The following is an 18060-nucleotide window of genomic DNA, read 5'->3' as shown; positions in this document are numbered from 1 at the left end:
TATTTTAGTGTTCCTGCATAGCAACTATTTTTTTAAATTGAGTATAGGTTTCTTTAAACAAATTGGCTTGATAATGGAATTCCAAATTTTCTAAAGTATCGATTGCATTGTTTACTTTTTTTTCACCATCAAGCAACTCATTTTCATAAATTAAAATTAAGCCAATGTAATAAAAATAACTAATTCTAAAGAAAAGTTCTTCAATCCCGTTAGAAAAATAATCTAACTCTTTCAAAAGGATTTTAGCCGTTTCAATATCAAGCAACAGAATCGATTCGCGAACAGCATTGATTAGTAATGTACAGATAACTTTTTTCCCTCTCCCAAATTCTTTATATTTTCTGATTTTTGGAAGTAGCAATTTAAAATAATCGAGCCGTTCTTTATAATCAATATAGTCAATCGTGTTGGCTAAAAAGCGCAGTTCGTCAATTGTCCAATCTTGTATATTTTCTAAATGTGCCGTAATTAGATTTAAGGCTTGTTCATCTATCTTTTCTTTGCTATATAACCCAGTTTCATTATAATCATTTAGTTGATCTATTCGAGCAGTCAGTTCAGCTATTTTTAAGTTAATCTGATTGTTATCGACTGCGTTGCTGATTTTATTTTTCAAGTTCACTAGACCCGTAATATCATTTATATTTCCGTAATGTCCATATTCATTATAAAAAGATTCCGATTGAGACTCATGGTAGTGATTGTAAATATACAGAAATTCATCTACTTCCATTGGGATTTTTTCTAAAATTTGATTGAACAAAAAAAACGAAATTTCATGTTTTCCTTGTTCAAATCGAATCGCATATGATTTTGACATAATCGATTGATATAAGTATTTTTGCGTTATATTTTTTTTAATTCTAATTTCTCGAATTAACTCACCGTATGTCAAAATATCACTCTTTTCTCTTTTTTACTAACTATTATAAAATAAAAGTGTTAAATAAGGTACTTTTAAGCATTTATTGCTTTTTTTATTTATAATAAGTCGTGTAAGTATTACGTACAAGGAGGAGCATCACTATGTATGAATTAAAAGAAAATTTATCTGGAAGAAAAATCATTATCGGTTCCCTTCTATTATTGGTAGGATTTACCTTACTCATGGTTTACAGTTGGGCTTGGTGGGGACTATTTGTTGGAGGAGCGATCGCTTGGATAATTGTTTTTGGTGCTACTGGACGTGAATCGTTTCATTTTCCAAAAAAATTGTGGGTTATTCCATTAGGTGTTCTGCTTTATTTTGTTGTTGGAATTGTCGTCGGCGTAATTGCAAAAACACTTGGACTACATTGGGCAAGTAGTCCCGCAGTTGGTCATCTTAACGAACTCATCTTCATGCTTCCTATTATGTTAATGGGAGAAGAGTTGTTGGGCATAGGTATTTTAGAAGTTGCCCGAAAAAAAGGATTGTCTGTCACTATAAGTACACTAATAAGTGCTGTAATTTTTGGTTTACTGCATGTGATTCCATATTGGGATGGCAGTCTATTTTCAACCGTATTGCATGTTTTACTTTTGCAAGGTGTTGCTAGAATTATTTTTAACTTCATTTATTTGAAAACAGGAAATAGTATTTGGGGCTCTTGGGTAGCCCATATGCTAGTAGATATCATTGCATTATTTGTGGCGCAATCTATCATGTAGGTATGATATAATTCTGTTCTATCATTTCTAAAATCAACGACAAGAGAGGAAGGATTTACATGCTAATAACAACTACTGAAGCGATACCAGGAAAAGACTATGAAGTAATCGGGGAAGTTTTTGGACTAACTACACAATCCAAAAATGTATTTAAAAATATTGGCGCTAATTTGAAAAACATTGTAGGTGGTGAAATAAAAGCCTACACGGAAATGTTGGAAGAATCTCGTGAAAAAGCGATTGAACGCTTGAAACAAAATGCTAAGGACATGGGAGCAGACGCCGTTGTGATGATGCGCTTTGATTCCGGTTCGATTGGAACAGATATGCAGTCCGTTGCAGCTTATGGAACAGCCGTAAAATACAAATAATTTTTTATCTGAATCATTTTACTCTTTCTCCATCTCTTTATTTTAAATAGAGAGATGGGGAATTTTTTTTATTTAAAATACACAATCCATTCAATCCTCCTTTATCATCTTTACTTTACCTTCGCCATTTTTCTGTAACATTCCCTTGCTACACTAAGTCCATCTTAAAGGAGGACAATTATGAAAAAATTTGGAGTGTATTTAAGTTTAGCAATGATTTCACTGTCATTACCTGCCTGTAGTTTGGCAAATTCAAAAGAAGCTGGAACGGTTGACGCTGCTGTCGTAAACAAAGAGGTCGAAAAAAATAAATCCTACGCGAAAAAGGAATTTGATTTTGATGTTGTTCCTGAAACCTTTCAAGTAGCAATCACAGAAAATGGGACGAAGGAAATTGTTGCACAACCTTTGGAAGCTAAGAAAGTTACCGATTTAAAAAAAGAGAAAAAGCAGATCAGTTGGACTTATCCAACCGAACAAATGCACATTGACATTCAGAAAAAAGCGAATCATCTGGCTATTTCCATCACAAGTTCAGATAAAGAAGACCGCACCTTTAATTGGCCAAAGCTAGACGCAACAAACTATACGTTGCCTATTGCTGAAGGAAAGACCATTCCCAATGACCAAAAAGATTGGCTAGCTTATTTTAAACAAAATGACGAATTAGCTATGAGTGAGTCTTTTTCAATGAACTTTTTCACAACCAATCAACAAAAATTCGCTACTACTTTTGTGATGGACAATACTTTTGATAGTGATTTGATTGCTCAAACAGAGCCTCATTTAACACTTGAAAATGCGCATCATTTTATTGGGTTTAATCCAAATAAAACCTTGAACTACCGTTTATATGTAACCGATAATGATCCTGTTGCAATTGCCAAAACCTATCAAATGGACCGGATGGAGCGTGGGGAATTTAAAACCCTTGATGAAAAAGCTGAAAAAAATCCTGAAATCAAAAAAATGGCAGGTGCGATTCAAGTTTATTATTGGAACAATCGTATTTTAAATACCGAAGATATCAAATGGAACAAGCTTCCCGATAAAGTCGACGAACCTATTTTTAAATGGATTGGCGAACTATTGGATCAATATGGCGAAGATGGTTCCGAAGAATATTTAAATGCGCTAGCTGCCTTCAAAAATCATGAAGGGTATACATTTGAAAAAAATACTATTTTAACAGCGATTAATTATACCTTACTTTATCCTCAATTTTACAACGATGCTATTTTTAAAAATCCTGATAAAATAGCTCAGCAGTTACTGGATAAAGGAATTGATTCCCTGAGTGAACAAGAACGCTACACGCTAAATAAACATTTATTAGCTGGGGTTCTTTCGGATTTGACACCAGAACTTAATTCATGGGGACAAGCTTCTTCTACGGATGTTTTAAAAGATATGAAAGCCAGTGGCATTGAAAATGCTTGGATTGGTTTGCCAAATTGGGCGAATGGCTTGATGAATCCAACGATGGTTAAAACAGCAAATGACCAAGGCTACTTAGTTGGCCCCTATGATTCTTATCAATCGATTCAAGAAAATGCAAGTATTGACTGGAACACAGCTTCTTTTCCTAATAAGGAGCTTTACGAGCAAGCAACGGTTTCCAAAAAAAATGGTGACAAAGTGGCTGGTTTCTTAGGTAAAGGACGTAAGTTAAATCCAACGCTTATTTTCCCAGATGTCAAAGAGCGCTTTACTGGCATCGTTAAAAATAAAATTCCCTTTAATTCTTGGTTTTTAGATACCGATGCTGCAGGTGAAATTTATAATGATTACAGTAAAGATCACTTAACAACTAAAAGCGAAGATGTCGCTGGACGTTTACAACGAATGGATTATTTCGATCAACAAGGAATGGTCGTTGGCTCTGAGGGTGGAAATGATTTTGCCTCAAAAGAAATGGTTTTTGCTCATGGATTAGAAACACCCGTAATTATGTGGTCAGATCCTGACATGCGTGAAAATAAAGACAGCCCCTATTATGTTGGAAGTTACGCTGCTCTTGATGGCGGCATCCCTAGCAAATACAATAAAGTAGTCCCTATCAAAGAAGAATATAAAGCTATTTACACAGATCCTGTTTATTCGCTACCACTGTATAAACTTGTCTACAATCGTTCTGTTATTACGTCTCATCATTGGGAATGGGATAGCTACAAAATCAAGGATCAAGTTGGCGAGCGTCGTATGACAGAATATTTATATAACACTCCGCCGATGGCCCATTTAGATAAAGCAAGCTGGGAAGAACATAAATCTGATTTAAGCCAAAATGCTAAAACTTGGTCGCCGTTCCAAAAAGCAGCTTTACAACATGAAATGACTGATTTCAGTATGTTAACAGCTGATCGTTTAGTCCAAAAAACACAGTTTGGAGATAAACTGTCTGTCATCGCTAATTTTTCTGATACTGATTATGAAGCTGATGGTGTGAAGGTTGCTGCTCAAACAGCTCTTGTTCTAAATGATGGAAAAGAAACAGTGATTAAAGGAAATTAAGTAAAAAGATCCGCAAACCAATTAAACTGGTTTGCGGATCTTTTTACTTAATCCAATTCAAATGTCATTTCAACTGGATTGTGATCTGAATGTTCAAATCCCGCATCAATCACATTGGTACGACGATTCGTTACATTATCCGAAATAATAAAGCCATCAATCACCGCAACAAAAGATTTATCTTTTTCATAGGGTTTATCTAAATTGCGGACACTTGGAACTGGCGTTTTCACGTCACTAAGTTCTGCTAGGGATAAATTTTTTGGCAAGTCTTTTTTAGGGAATGCTTGCAGCCATGTGTACTCTTCCTCTTGATTATTATCAAATACCTCTGAGGATGTGTCTAATAAATCATGATTGAAGTCCCCACCGCAAATAACATAGTTCCCTTTTTTATATTCGGCCTCCATATGATTAAATAATTTGGCAATCTGTTCTTTTTGTACTTTTTTATCCTTCATATAGGCAGATAAATGAACATTATAAAGCATTAAATTCTTCCCATTTTCTACGGGTATCTTCGAGACCGTAAAGGCTCTGTCTAAATCAAAAAACTTATTGAAATTTGTTTCAATCGGCAAACTGTAGCGCGTGCTTTCGGTTATTTGAACATCACTCATTGTGACAATTCCAGATTTTGATTTTCCAATCGGATCAAAAATAGGATACATCAAGTACGCTGAATCGTAATTGGTTGCATAGCTTCTTGAATAGGTTGGGAAACGTTGACTTAGTTGTTTGATTTCATTGATTCCTCGACTACGTGTTGCGTTTACGTCTACTTCTTGAAACAGTGCAAAATCTGGATTAGCATTTTGAATGGTTTTTGCTGCACCATTTACATTGGTTAATACACTTTCTTTGCTATACGCTTTTGATTCTTTTCCACCATCCATAAAAAAAGTGTATTCGGGACTGTAGGAACCGTAACCGATGTTAAAGGTCGTAACGTTATATTCTTTATTTTGAACTATTTTTGTAGCTGTTGCTTTTTGTTTGATTTCAGTAGGGAGCTGGTCATCCAGTCTAGCATAGCTCACATAAACATAGCCGACATAAATCAAAACTGCTACTAAGATAATCCCTAACATTCCACCAACTATTTTCAAAAACTTTTTTATCTTCATATTCCATAAACCCTCCACCCTTTAGTAAATCCCATTATATCATCAATGTATCTCAATTTGCTAAATGAAGAGTAAAAAAAAACTGCTCTTAAAAGAGCAGTTTAAACAACTACGGTAACCGCTTCAAACGGTTCTAAGTTCCCACTGAATAAATGCGTTCTCTCATGTTCATAATTTGAAATCACGATTTCTTGAACTGCATACTTTTGGCTGAGTTGATAAGAGTTCCTTTCTTTTGAAAAATTGACGATCGTCAGCCATTTGGTTGATTGATCCGTTCGTAGATAGGCTAATACAACAGGATTCCCTGTTTCTATCTGCTGATAATCCCCCTCAACTAAAATTGAGTTTTCTTTCCGCAACGCAATTAATTTTTGATACGTGTAAAAAATTGAATTTGAATCTGCCAAGGCATTTTCTACATTAATTGTATGAGAATTTTTATGAACAGGTAACCACGGTGTTCCTTTTGTAAAACCACCATGCAATTCATTCGCCCACTGCATCGGATGCCTTGCGTTATCTCTACCTTTGGCATTAATCGACTTTATTAATGATTCTTTCGCGTATCCTTGGCACAATCGCTCCTCATACATTCGTCTGCTTTCAATATCATCCACTTCACTAATTTCTGTAATTGGATAGTTTGTCATCCCAATTTCCTCGCCTTGATAGATATAAGGCGTTCCCTTCATTCCATGGAGATAAATAGCCAACATTTTAGCACTTTCTACACGATACTCGCCGTCATCTCCCCATCTTGAAACGATTCTAGGCAAATCATGGTTATTCCAAAATAAACTATTCCAGCCTTCATTTCCTAGTTCAACTTGCCATTTAGAAAATACTTGATGCAACTCTGCTGGATTCAAGGTTTTTAGATCCCATTTCCGCTGTCCTTGAACTTTATCTAAATTAATATGCTCAAATTGGAAAACCATTGATAACTCCTGACGTGCTGGATGCGAATACTCTTTAGCAATTTCTGGAGTCGCACCCCATGTTTCACCCACTGTTACAACGTCATATTGACCAAAAGACTGTTCATTCATTTCTCTAAGGTATGGGTGCAGCATCGGTCCATTTTTGGTGATTAATTTTTCAGGCTCCTTGCCAATCAAATCAATCACGTCCATCCGAAATCCACCTACTCCTTTGTCCAGCCAGAAGGTCATCATTTTCCATATTTCCTGTCGCAATTTTGGATTTTCCCAATTTAAATCTGGCTGTTTTTTAGAGTGGATGTGTAGATAATATTGTTGGGTAACTTCGTCATATTCCCAAGCAGAGCCACCAAAATCTGAAGTTAATTCATTTGGCTTATCTCGCCAAATATAATAATCTCGGTATCGATTTTCTTTACTTTTTTTAGCTTCAATAAACCAGCGATGTTCGTCTGAAGTGTGGTTGACAACTAAATCCATTATCACTTTGATGTTTCTTTTTTTCGCCTCGTTCAACAATTCATCCATGTCTTCCATTGTGCCATATTCCGGTTGGATTTCTTGATAATCGCTAATATCATAGCCATTGTCATCATTTGGAGATGCATAGACTGGACTAATCCATAAGCCTGTAATCCCTAGTTTTTCTAGATAATCTAAACGTTGGATGATTCCTTTAATGTCTCCGATTCCATCCTCATTGCTATCTTGAAAACTCCTTGGATAAACTTGATAAATAACTGCATCTTGCCACCATTTTTTAGTCATTTTTTTTAACTGGTTGGGTTAAGGCAATCAGTGCTTCACCTGCTCCAACTTCCTCCTTGGTAATCTCTTCAACATTTCCATAAGCCAAAGTGTTGGTCACAATAACCATTACTGTAGCGTCATAACCAGCCGATTGAATGTGCTCTTTATCAAAGGTACCTAATACGTCCCCTCGTTTAACTACTTGACCTTGGGTTACTTGTTGGGTAAAGCCAGTACCTTTTAATTCTACCGTATCGATTCCCACATGAATCAACAACTCACTTCCTAATGCTGATTTAATCCCATAAGCATGCTTGGTTTCATAAGCCACTTCAATCACGCCATCACAAGGCGCGTAAATCGTCCCGTCTAAAGGAATAATGGCTGCACCTTTTCCCATAAGTTCTGCTGAAAAAACTTGATCTTTTACTTGACGTAAGCTTTCGACTTGACCGGAAACAGGTGCGTAAATTACTTCATCCTGCACACCTTGCGCCACTTCTGATGGGTCTTCATTAATTGTTTGAGCTGTTGATGTACCTGTTTCTACATTCAATACTTTTTTTCCATACATAAAAGTAAACACAAAGGCTAAAACAAAACTAATGACACTGCAAATCATAAAGACTGGAATTGATTTTGGTGAAATGGAAATAAATCCTATCACACTGGCTGGTCCCATTGCTACTGCTAAAACATGAAATAATCCGATAAAAGCAGAGGCGATTCCAGAAGCTATCATCCCACAGACAAACGGGAATTTTAATTTTAAATTGATCCCAAAAATAGCTGGCTCCGTAATACCTAAAAGTGCTGAAATGCTAGCTGAAGAAGCCAAACTCTTTTGTTTATCATTTTTTGTAATAAAGAAAACAGCCAAACAAGCCGCCCCTTGCGCAATATTTGCCATTGACGCTACTGGGAAAATAAAGGAACCTCCTGTTTTAGCAACTTCTGCCAAAAGAGTCGTTTCAATTGCTGGAAAGCTTTGATGTAGTCCCGTAATAACAATCGGTGAATAAAACAAACCAAAAATCCCCATACCAAGAAATCCTGTTGTTTCATACAACCAAACAAGTCCATCTGTCAAACCATCACTCACAATACGCATCAAAGGTCCGACTAGGATAAAGGTTAAAAATCCCGTAATAATAATGGCTAACATCGGTGTAAAGGTAAAATCAAAAGCCTTTGAAATTCGTTTGTGGAAAAACTTCTCTAATGTTGCTAAGATCCAAGAAACAGCCAGAACAGGTAAAACAGAACCTTGATACCCTGCTTGAGCTACATTCAAACCAAAGATATTCCAGTAAGGCATACTTCCATCTGTAATAGCATTTGCCACGCCGTATCCATTTACTAAACTTGGCATCACCATCACCATTCCCATGGCTGCACCTAAATAGGGATTTCCTCCAAAACGTTTTGTTGCTGAAAAACCAACTAAGATTGGTAAAAAGGCAAAGGGCGCTGAGGCCATTAAATTAATAATATCTGCTAAATCTTTAATCGCTGGAAAATTTTCAACAACCGATTGAGGTCCAAATAGATGTTGTGCTGTCAATAAATTATTCAATGCCATTAACAAACCACCAGCAACTAAGGCTGGAACAATTGGTACAAAAATATCAGATAAAATTTTAATAAATGCCATTAAAGGATTCGGCTTATTTCCTTCGCTTGCAACAGCTTTTAAATCCTCTGTTGACGTTTCACGAACACCGGTCAACTTTACAAGTTCGTCATAGACGACATCCACATCCCCTGGTCCAACTATAATTTGAAATTGGCCATTCGTTTTAAACGTTCCTTTGATATCCGCTTGATTATCTAATAATTGCTGATTGATTTTACTATCGTCTTTTAGAACAAGGCGCAATCTTGTCGCACAGTGGGCCGCAGCTTGAATATTATCTTCTCCTAATGCCGTTAAAATATCCTTTGCAACTTGTTTGTGATTCATCTTATCTCCTCCTATGAAATCGCTTTTATAGTTCTATCATACACGATTTTATTTTTATGTCAAACGTATATCATATTTTAAGTTAATAAATATAAAAACGATATGTTACCTTTATATAAAGCTTTTAAAAAATGACAAACGATTGACATATTTTGAAAACTACCGTATTCTAAAAATAGATAACGCTTTCTACTGGAGGTTTTTTTATGTCAAAGTTAATTGAAAATTGGACAACCGATTTACGTTACAAAAAATACAATGCTTGGGATTCCACCTATTTATCTGCATTAACAGAAAAAGTGAACACTGCACCTTGGCGTTTGCAGTATCATATCCAGCCAACATCAGGTTTATTAAATGATCCAAATGGTTTTTCTTACTTTAATGGCAAGTGGCACTTATTTTACCAGGCCTATCCATTTGGCCCCGTGCATGGATTGAAATCTTGGGCTCATATGACTTCCACCGATTTAGTCCACTGGGAATATGAAGGTATCCCACTTGTACCAAGCAACGCATATGACAGCCACGGGGTTTATTCTGGCTCCGCTCTTCCAATTGAGGACAAGCTTTTTTTAATGTATACAGGAAATGTGCGCGATGCTGATTGGAATCGTTCTGCTTTCCAATTGGGAGCATGGCTCGACCAAGAGGGACAACTCACAAAAATGACAAAACCTTTAATTGAAACGGATACTACTCAGTACACACATGATTTTCGTGATCCGCAAATTTTTAACTACGGAGATACTTATTTAGCAATTATCGGTGCACAAGATACGAACAAACAAGGAAGAGTCGCTGTTTATCAGTCTGAAAATAGTCATGATTGGCACTACCTTGGAAATTTAACTTACACCGATTTACCGATGGGTTATATGGTAGAATGTCCCAATTTAGTATTTATCGACGAGCAACCTGTTTTACTTTTTTGTCCACAAGGTATGGATCATTCCTTACTGGATTATCAAACAATTTATCCAAATGCCTACGTTTTAGGAAGCCGCTTCAATAAAGAAACGTTAACTATTGAAAATCCGACAACTCTTCAAAACTTAGATGAAGGATTCGACGTTTACGCAACGCAAGCTTTTAACGCACCAGATGGTCGAGCGTTAAGTGTTAGCTGGATTGGTCTTCCAGAAATTGAGTACCCTACTTTTTCTGATGGCTGGGCACATTGTCTAAGCTTGGTTAAGGAGCTATCCATTAAAGATGGGCACCTTTATCAGTTTCCTGTTGTTGAAACTCAAACACTACGCCAAGATGAGATTTCTTTTAAAGGTCAGATCCTTCCCTCAGGACAACAATTACTTGAAAATACATCTTTTTCCTATGAACTAGAGCTATCATTGCCAAAAGACGAACGTGGCGAGTTGAAACTCTTTGCAGATGAGGATGCTGCACGCTATTTAAGCCTATCTTTTGATACAATATCTGGTAAACTAACAGTAGATAGAACGCTAGCTGGTGTCCCATTCGCAGAAGAATTCGGCAATACTCGCTCTATAACTATTCCAAGACACGAGGCTCTTAAGCTTTCTATCTTTGTTGACCATTCAGTCTGCGAAATTTTTATCAATAATGGACTTAAAGTAATCACACTAAGACTTTTCCCTGCAGCCAACCAAACTCAATTGTGGCTATCTGGTTCTGGCAAAGGTTCTTATCAAGGAAAGTTCTGGGAATTACTTAGTCAATAAAAGGATGGAAATCAATGACAATCAAATTAACCGATGTTGCAAAAAAAGCAGGCGTTTCGCCAACAACTGTCTCAAGAGTCATTAATCATTATGGCTATTTAAGTCAAAAAACCATTGATAAGGTTCATTTAGCGATGGAAGAATTGAATTATCAACCTAATTCCCTTGCCCGCTCCTTGCAAGGTAAAAACACACAATTAATTGGCTTGATTTTCTCATCTGTAGGCAATCCCTTTTTTGGCGAATTAGTTGAAAAATTAGAAAATAAATTATTCGAAAAAGGCTACAAGACTATCTTATGTAATAGTGCGGACAATAAAGAAAAGGAACGTGATTATTTAAGAATGCTCGCTGCCAATAAGGTAGATGGTATTATTGCTGGCGCCCATAATTTAGGTATTAAAGAATACGAAAAAGTTGGTTTGCCTATCGTTTCATTTGACCGTTTTTTAGCCGATAATATTCCTATTGTCAGCAGTGATAATTTTCATGGTGGGCAAATCGCTACTCAGGCATTGATTCAATCTGGTGGAGAGAAGATTGCTATTTTTACAGGAACCAATCGTTCTAACTCTCCCACAAATAGTCGACTAGAAGGATATTTAGCAACGATTAAAAAAAATCAATTAGAGCCTTATGTTTTTGAATTTGATTCTCATTACTCTCCTGCTTTAAAATCGCTTGAAATTAAAAAGATTTTAAAGGAAGAAGCGCTTGATAGCGTCTTTTGTACGGATGATCTAACGGCAATCTTAGTGATGAACGAAGCGGTGAAGTTAGGATTAAAAGTTCCTGAAGAATTGAAAATTATTGGTTATGATGGGACTACTTTCATGCAGCAGTATTTTTCACAATTGACAACCATTGTACAACCTATTGAGGATTGTGCTACCCTCTTAATTGATTTGCTTGTCCAACGAATCACAGATAAAGACGTCGCCTTAGAACCGCTTTACACACTTCCTGTAAAATTAATTCAGGGAGCATCAACTTAATGACAGCAAAAGACCCTTTTAAGCTAGCATAATTTGCTCAGTTAAAAGGGTCTTTTTTTGTTATTTTTTATCATTCAAATGACGACTTAATGTTTATAAAATGGAACTAAAATCATGCTCAATAATATCTTCTAAAATAAATTGGTTGTCACTATACGTGTATTTAAACAACGAACAGTTTTGAATTTTGACATTTTTTTTAACTGGACTTGTGTGTTCCCAGTGACGATAAAAGTTCGCAATTGCAGCACCATGGGAAACAATCAAACTATTTTTTGCATGACTTTTTTCAATAATTTTTTTTATCGTTGAACTGATTCTTGCTTCTACTTCCTCTTGGGATTCGCCACCAAATTGCACAAAGTAATCATTGTATGGAAGTGGGGGATTTAAATGTTCCCCTTCTCCTTCATAGGAACCAAAATTCCATTCTCGTAGATCTTTGATACGTTCATAGGGAAGATCCGTCAGCAGTTCAAGCGTATCAATGGCTCTTTCAGAGGTGGAAGTATACGCCTCATCAAACTGAATGCCTTCCTTTTCCAAATGCGCTCGTGCCATCTTAGCTTGTTTAATTCCTAGTTCAGTTAAAGGGGAGTCACAAAATCCTTGTATTTTGTATTGAGCGTTGAATAGAGTTTGTCCATGTCTCACTAAATAGAGTGTTGTCATTTATTTACCTCTTTTCATAGGATTTAATTGATTTTTCGTTTTGGAGAGTGCCTTTTTTAGAAAAACTTTTAGATAGCTTCGTTTCACGAGTTGCCCTCCATTTAATCATAGTAAGTAGGGTTGGAACTTGTACTCCATCTGCTAACCTTATTTTTTCATAATTAACTCCCCTCCTAGTTTTCTTTATAAGTTTAGTATAAACTATGGAGTCTACTCCAGTACAATTACTTTGTGTTTAGCTCCCATAATTTCCCACTTTTTTTACCCTATCAAATAAAAATTTTGCCTCCCGCTAACAAAAAAAGTTGCCTAGATACCCCTCAGAAGAAAGGTACCCAGACAACTTTTTTAATTTAAATCTTGATTCCTAAACCTTCTGCAACACGTGCGCCATATTCAGGATCTGCTTTTAAGAAATGCCCAATTTGGCGAATCTTGATTTGCTCGTCCTTCACTGGGCTCATCGCTGCCACAATATTTTCTATCAAACGAGTCTTCTCATCTGCAGGTAAAAGACGGTAAAGATCACCCGCTTGCGTGTAATGATCGTCGTCGTCATAAGGAACTGCATCTGCTACGCCATGAATTTCAAAGCTTGCTTGTTTATTTTCTGGTGTTTCTGTTGGTCCACCTAAGCTATTAGGCTCGTAATATGCGGAACCACCTCCATTGGCATCACTTCGCATAGCACCATCTCGATGATAGTTGTTTACGTCATTTTTAGAACGGTTGATTGGCAACAAATGACTATTTGCTCCAACACGATGACGGTGAGCATCACCATATGCAAATAAACGACCTTGAAGTAATTTATCTGGTGAAAAATCAATTCCTGGTACAATATTTCCAGGTGAAAAAGTCACTTGTTCTACTTCAGCAAAATAATTTGCCGGGTTTTCATTTAAAACCATACGACCTAGTTCAATTAATGGATAATCTTTTTGTGACCATACTTTAGTCACGTCAAATGGATTGAATCGGTAGTGGTCAGCGTCTGCTAATGGCATTAATTGGACACATACTTTCCACGCTGGGAAGTCTCCATTTTCAATAGCATTGAATAGATCTTCGGTATGATGATCTGGATTTTCACCGGCAATTTGCTCCGCCACATCAGCCGTTAAATTTTTGATTCCTTGTTCTGTTTTAAAGTGGTATTTCACCCAAACGCTTTCTCCTTCCGCATTCGTCCACTTAAAGGTATGACTACCAAAACCATGCATATGACGGAAAGTAGCTGGAATGCCTCGGTCAGACATTAAAATCGTTACTTGATGAAGTGCTTCTGGTGATAATGACCAAAAATCCCAAACAGCATTTGGATTTTTTAAATGAGACTGTGGATCACGTTTTTGAGTATGAATAAAATCTGGGAATTTGATTGCATCTCGAATGAAAAATACGGGTGTATTGTTCCCTACAATATCGTAATTGCCTTCTTCTGTGTAAAACTTCAATGCAAACCCACGAGGGTCACGAAGCGTATCTGCTGAACCACTTTCGCCAGCTACCGTTGAAAAACGAGCAAACATCGGCGTTTTTTTACCTACTTTTGAAAATAAATCAGCTTTCGTATAATGGCTTAAATCATTGGTTACTTCAAAATAACCATGAGCTCCTGCTCCTTTTGCATGTACCACACGCTCAGGAATTCGTTCACGGTTAAAGTGTGCTAATTTTTCTAATAAGGCGACGTCTTGTATTAAAACAGGTCCTCGTACGCCAGCTGTCATTGAATTTTGATTGTCGCCAACTGGAGCTCCCTGATCGGTTGTTAAGTTTGATTTTGTTGGATCTAAATTTTTAGTCATTCTTTTTCCCCTATCCATCTTTATTTATTATCATTCTAAAAACAGAACGATTATAATAAGGATAACGTTAAAAAAACTGCCGGTCAATCTATCTGCTCTTATCTAATTATCGATTCGGAATAATATAACATACATATATATCAATAAGCATATTATTTAAAAAAACAAAAGCTTGTTTAAATAACGATCATTTATTTTTTATTGCTCCAATTTCTTGCAACCCGATTTGAATGCCATTTTTTTCTGGGCTTTCTGTAATCTTATCTGCTACTTGTTTTAATTCTTCTCGTCCATTTCCCATTGCAATACCTGTTCCAACCAATTTCAACATTTCTATATCATTTAACCCATCGCCAAAAGCAGCTGATGCTTCAATGGGAATGTGTAAGTGTTCTAGTAGTTTAATGATTCCGACCGCCTTTGAACCGCCTTCTGGACAGACGTCCACTGAATAAGGATTCCATCGCATAAAATTACAGTCTGGAAATTCTTTTGCGTAGTAGGTATCGTATTTTTCAGTTGCATGTAACATACACTGGTAAATAACGCGATTTTCATAATATTCTTTTAAAATGGGTTTTTTGCTTTTATCTCCATATTTAAAAATTAAGTTCACGATAAAGTGAGGCGGTGTAAAGGGGAGATGGTTGCTGATTTTTTTCTTCCAGCCTTTACTGCTGGCACTTACCAATGAATTGCCTAAAATTTTGTCTGAACCACAAAAGGCAACTGTTTGATTGTTTAATTCAGCTGCTTTTGCAATTCGCTTAACAGCTCCTTTTTTCATGGGGTTCTGATAAATAACTTCATTTTGATGAACAACGTATTGACCGTTCAAGCTCACATAGGTTTCAATCTCTAGTTCTGCTAAGATTTCGTGAATCCTAAAAGGCGGTCTACCTGTTGCAATTGCAGGAATAATTCCGGCTTCCTTTAATTCTGCAATTGCTTTTTTTGCTGATTCTGGAATGCGCTTCTTGCCATTTAAAAGAGTGCCATCAATATCAAAAAAGATGATTTTATACATAACTAGCTCCTTTTTAAAACTGATTTGATTTAAGTTTATTGTACTCTATTTGATAGCAAAATAAAAAGGTTGGGTATTAGTTTTTATCTGTAGAACTGAATAAGGTAGCAGCAAACTGTACCTTAATCAGTAATTGCTTCTATTTTCTTTTGTTTAATTTAAGTCAATTTGATTTTTTATTTTCTTTAAAAATAGTTCATATTTACTTGCATGCTCTTTCATGTCCAAATACTCGAAAATTTCAATTGATTTTTTTGCCCTCTCCTCACCTTTCCTATCACCTGTACTTAATCTATAAATTCCCTCAAGAAAGTTAATGACATTTTTTTCATACAAATTTTTTTCATCTAGATTTTGAGATTTTAATAAGTTCAGAAAATAGTGACTATCATTTATTTTATCTGATTCTAAACAAATAACAGTTAAATTTATAAGGGCACCATTCATAAAATGAGCATAATCTTGATTTTTTGAGTAGTTACGCAATGTTTTCAATATTTTTTCTGACAAAATAAGAAGAATATCAAAATTAAATACATCCATAGTTGAAATAAATAAACTTATTTCGTGCTTTGTCCAACTTTCTATCGATATTAGATATGTACAAATTTCATTAACTACCTTTTCTTTAGGTGGGATTCCTTTAATTCTACAACTCACTACATGAGCAATTTGTGAAAGTTGATAAAATTGTATATTTTTTGTTTTCTTATAGTCGAGAGACAGAGAATTTATCAGTAATTCTAAACTGTTTGAATCTGATAAGTAGTAAAAACTATATATTTTATACCAGTAATTATCATAGATACTTTTTGAGTAATTATTATGTATAAAGAAAAATTCATCAAAATCTACATTTAATCTATTGAGTATTTTAAAAAACAATTCAATAGTTAAAGAATTTTTGTCATTTTCTATCTTATTGTAGAAACTTAATGACAGAATATCTTCCGAAACTTCTTTTTGTGTTAAATTTTTGGCTTCTCTTATTTTTTTTAAAGTACCACCAATATTCATATATAATTAATCACTCCTTTTTTGATATATATGAATATTTTATATCAAATATGGTTTTTTTGCAATAAATTAAAATCTCACGTGTTAATATAAAATTATAATACGTATTAATAAATTTTGAAAGGAGTAGGTTAATATGATTGAGTTTGAACCAACAATTTTAGAGTTAGTTAGATTAATCCCCTATGGTAAATTATGAAAAACAAGAAAATTTTTACATTCTTTTCAGTTATAACTATTTTATTAATTGTTTTTTTTGGTATCTTCATATTAAACAATAAAACTAGTTTTAATTACACTCTAAAAACAATGAGCTTAACAAAAATTAATACTAATGAATTTGAATCTTTGATTAAAAAAAAAGAAAGACATTTTATTTATGTTGGTAGAAAAACATGTCCTGATTGTCTCAACCTTATCTCTAAAACGAATAAAGTCATACACAGTGCCAAAAAATACGGAGAAGTTTACTATTATGACACAGACTATGCTAGGGACGATTTAGGATTTGAAAAATTTACTGATAAAGTTGGAATTTCTTTTGTTCCTACAATCATTGAACTAGAAAATGGAGAAATTAAAAGACAATTTTCTAGTGAAGAAATCAATAATTACAAAAAAATCAATAACTACATTGAGGAGGAAACACAATGAAAAAATTATTCAAATTAACTTTAATTTTAGGTATCATCTTAAGTTTTATTGCTATGCCTTTCATAAGTAGCGCAGCTAGCGTGAATTCCACAAATTCAAATAATATGTCTAAAATGATTAAAGAAATCAATTTTGAGACTGATCAAAAACAATTCTCAAAGTATCTGAATTTAGCTAAGGTGGGAATGCTTGATAAAAGTATTGATTTAAAAACAACTACATCTAATTTAGATTTTGAAGCAAGTAAATTGACAGAATACGACGGTTTTATGTTGTTAACTATTCCTTTTAAAGAAGACAGTCATTTCAATGTCTTAAGTAATATCACGATTGCATTTAAAAATGATAAAGTCGTTAACTACTCGGAACAGCAATTGACAAAATCAGAAAACAATACATTTTGGGTTAATCAATTCATTGATGGAAAACAAGCTCGTAATGAAGATTTAACTATTGACTATGTTTCAAATGAAGAAACAAAAACTGCTATTAAAGAAATTCAACAATTAAGTACCCAACGAGGTCTAAATATGTCTTGTTTTGCAGCGGTTGTTGGAGCTTCTGGTGGTGTTATTGGAGTTATTCTTAAACTATGTGGAGCTCCTTGCTCGCTAGCTCCTCCAATCTGTGCTGGATGCCTAGCAGGAATTGTTGTAGTTGGAGGCGGTGGCATTATAGGTGCCGTAGTTACATGTTGGAAATGAAATTTATTAAACATCTACTTTTCAGCATCATAGGCTTCATTCTCTTACTGTTATTACCTTTCGATTTAAAAATTGGATTACTCATATACATCATTTACTTTTTAATCATATGGTTGCCTGTTTGCTTGTTAAATTTTAAAAATAAAAAATAGAAAAAA

Annotated in this window: 15 protein-coding genes; 7 read left to right on the top strand and 8 right to left on the bottom strand. The window is 35.0% G+C overall.

The genetic code is table 11. The features are described from left to right. Nucleotides 1-4 precede the first annotated feature (4 nt). Complete coding sequence (locus AC07SW_RS11910) at nt 5-895, bottom strand: helix-turn-helix domain-containing protein (RefSeq protein ID WP_494632956.1); 891 nt, start codon at nt 893-895, stop codon at nt 5-7. Between the two features lie 131 nt (nt 896-1026). On the opposite strand from AC07SW_RS11910, the gene AC07SW_RS11905 reads away from it, so the two are divergent. From AC07SW_RS11905 to AC07SW_RS11895, 3 genes are all read left to right on the top strand, one after another. Then, the gene (locus AC07SW_RS11905) at nt 1027-1650 is read left to right on the top strand and encodes a CPBP family intramembrane glutamic endopeptidase (RefSeq protein ID WP_494632954.1); all 624 of its coding nucleotides are present in this window, start codon (nt 1027-1029) and stop codon (nt 1648-1650) included. 59 nt (nt 1651-1709) lie between these two features. Beyond that, nucleotides 1710-2021 carry a heavy metal-binding domain-containing protein gene (locus tag AC07SW_RS11900; RefSeq protein ID WP_034573164.1) on the top strand — a complete coding sequence of 104 codons (312 nt, stop codon included), beginning with the start codon at nt 1710-1712 and terminating at the stop codon, nt 2019-2021. 180 nt (nt 2022-2201) lie between these two features. After that, the gene (locus AC07SW_RS11895; protein ID WP_494632952.1) at nt 2202-4535 is read left to right on the top strand and encodes a glycoside hydrolase; all 2334 of its coding nucleotides are present in this window, start codon (nt 2202-2204) and stop codon (nt 4533-4535) included. A 47-nt stretch (nt 4536-4582) separates the two neighbouring features. On the opposite strand, the gene AC07SW_RS11890 is transcribed toward AC07SW_RS11895, so the two are convergent. From AC07SW_RS11890 to AC07SW_RS11880, 3 genes are all read right to left on the bottom strand, one after another. Then, the gene (locus AC07SW_RS11890; protein WP_494632951.1) at nt 4583-5662 is read right to left on the bottom strand and encodes an endonuclease/exonuclease/phosphatase family protein; all 1080 of its coding nucleotides are present in this window, start codon (nt 5660-5662) and stop codon (nt 4583-4585) included. A gap of 101 nt (nt 5663-5763) precedes the next feature. Further along, entirely contained in the window at nt 5764-7374 is a 1611-nt protein-coding gene (locus tag AC07SW_RS11885; RefSeq protein WP_494632950.1) for a glycoside hydrolase family 13 protein, read from the bottom strand. Then, nucleotides 7367-9319, bottom strand: coding sequence for a sucrose-specific PTS transporter subunit IIBC (locus tag AC07SW_RS11880; protein ID WP_135017999.1), 1953 nt, complete (start codon nt 9317-9319; stop codon nt 7367-7369). The genes AC07SW_RS11885 and AC07SW_RS11880 overlap by 8 nt, the downstream gene beginning before the upstream one ends. A 206-nt stretch (nt 9320-9525) precedes the next feature. Here AC07SW_RS11880 and AC07SW_RS11875 point away from each other — a divergent pair, with 206 nt between their 5' ends. Then, a complete protein-coding gene (locus AC07SW_RS11875; RefSeq protein WP_494632948.1) occupies nt 9526-11022 on the top strand; it encodes a sucrose-6-phosphate hydrolase in 1497 nt (498 codons plus the stop codon). Nucleotides 11023-11036: 14 nt separating this feature from the next. Then, nucleotides 11037-12017: a LacI family DNA-binding transcriptional regulator gene (locus AC07SW_RS11870; RefSeq protein ID WP_119907252.1), complete on the top strand. Its 981-nt coding sequence runs from the start codon at nt 11037-11039 to the stop codon at nt 12015-12017. Nucleotides 12018-12110: 93 nt separating this feature from the next. Here AC07SW_RS11870 and AC07SW_RS11865 read toward each other — a convergent pair whose 3' ends face one another. The 4 genes from AC07SW_RS11865 to AC07SW_RS11850 form a co-directional block, all read right to left on the bottom strand. Further along, nucleotides 12111-12689: a histidine phosphatase family protein gene (locus AC07SW_RS11865; protein ID WP_494632946.1), complete on the bottom strand. Its 579-nt coding sequence runs from the start codon at nt 12687-12689 to the stop codon at nt 12111-12113. A 353-nt stretch (nt 12690-13042) separates the two neighbouring features. After that, a complete protein-coding gene (locus AC07SW_RS11860; RefSeq protein WP_119907254.1) occupies nt 13043-14500 on the bottom strand; it encodes a catalase in 1458 nt (485 codons plus the stop codon). Between the two features lie 187 nt (nt 14501-14687). Continuing rightward, a complete protein-coding gene (locus AC07SW_RS11855) occupies nt 14688-15527 on the bottom strand; it encodes a Cof-type HAD-IIB family hydrolase (protein ID WP_135023443.1) in 840 nt (279 codons plus the stop codon). A 153-nt stretch (nt 15528-15680) separates the two neighbouring features. Then, on the bottom strand, nt 15681-16544 hold the full coding sequence (locus AC07SW_RS11850) for a helix-turn-helix domain-containing protein (protein WP_051915722.1): 864 nt from the start codon (nt 16542-16544) through the stop codon (nt 15681-15683). Nucleotides 16545-16739: 195 nt separating this feature from the next. Between AC07SW_RS11850 and AC07SW_RS11845 the strand changes: the two genes are divergently transcribed. Continuing rightward, nucleotides 16740-17198 (top strand): thioredoxin family protein, encoded by a 459-nt coding sequence (locus AC07SW_RS11845; protein WP_494632944.1) that lies wholly within the window; start codon nt 16740-16742, stop codon nt 17196-17198. Next, a complete protein-coding gene (locus AC07SW_RS11840; RefSeq protein ID WP_135023439.1) occupies nt 17195-17902 on the top strand; it encodes a hypothetical protein in 708 nt (235 codons plus the stop codon). The genes AC07SW_RS11845 and AC07SW_RS11840 overlap by 4 nt, the downstream gene beginning before the upstream one ends. Nucleotides 17903-18060 lie beyond the last annotated feature (158 nt).

The sequence above is a fragment of the Carnobacterium sp. GW821-FHT04C06 genome, from assembly GCF_059420345.1.
This window is presented reverse-complemented; position numbering and strand designations above follow the sequence as displayed.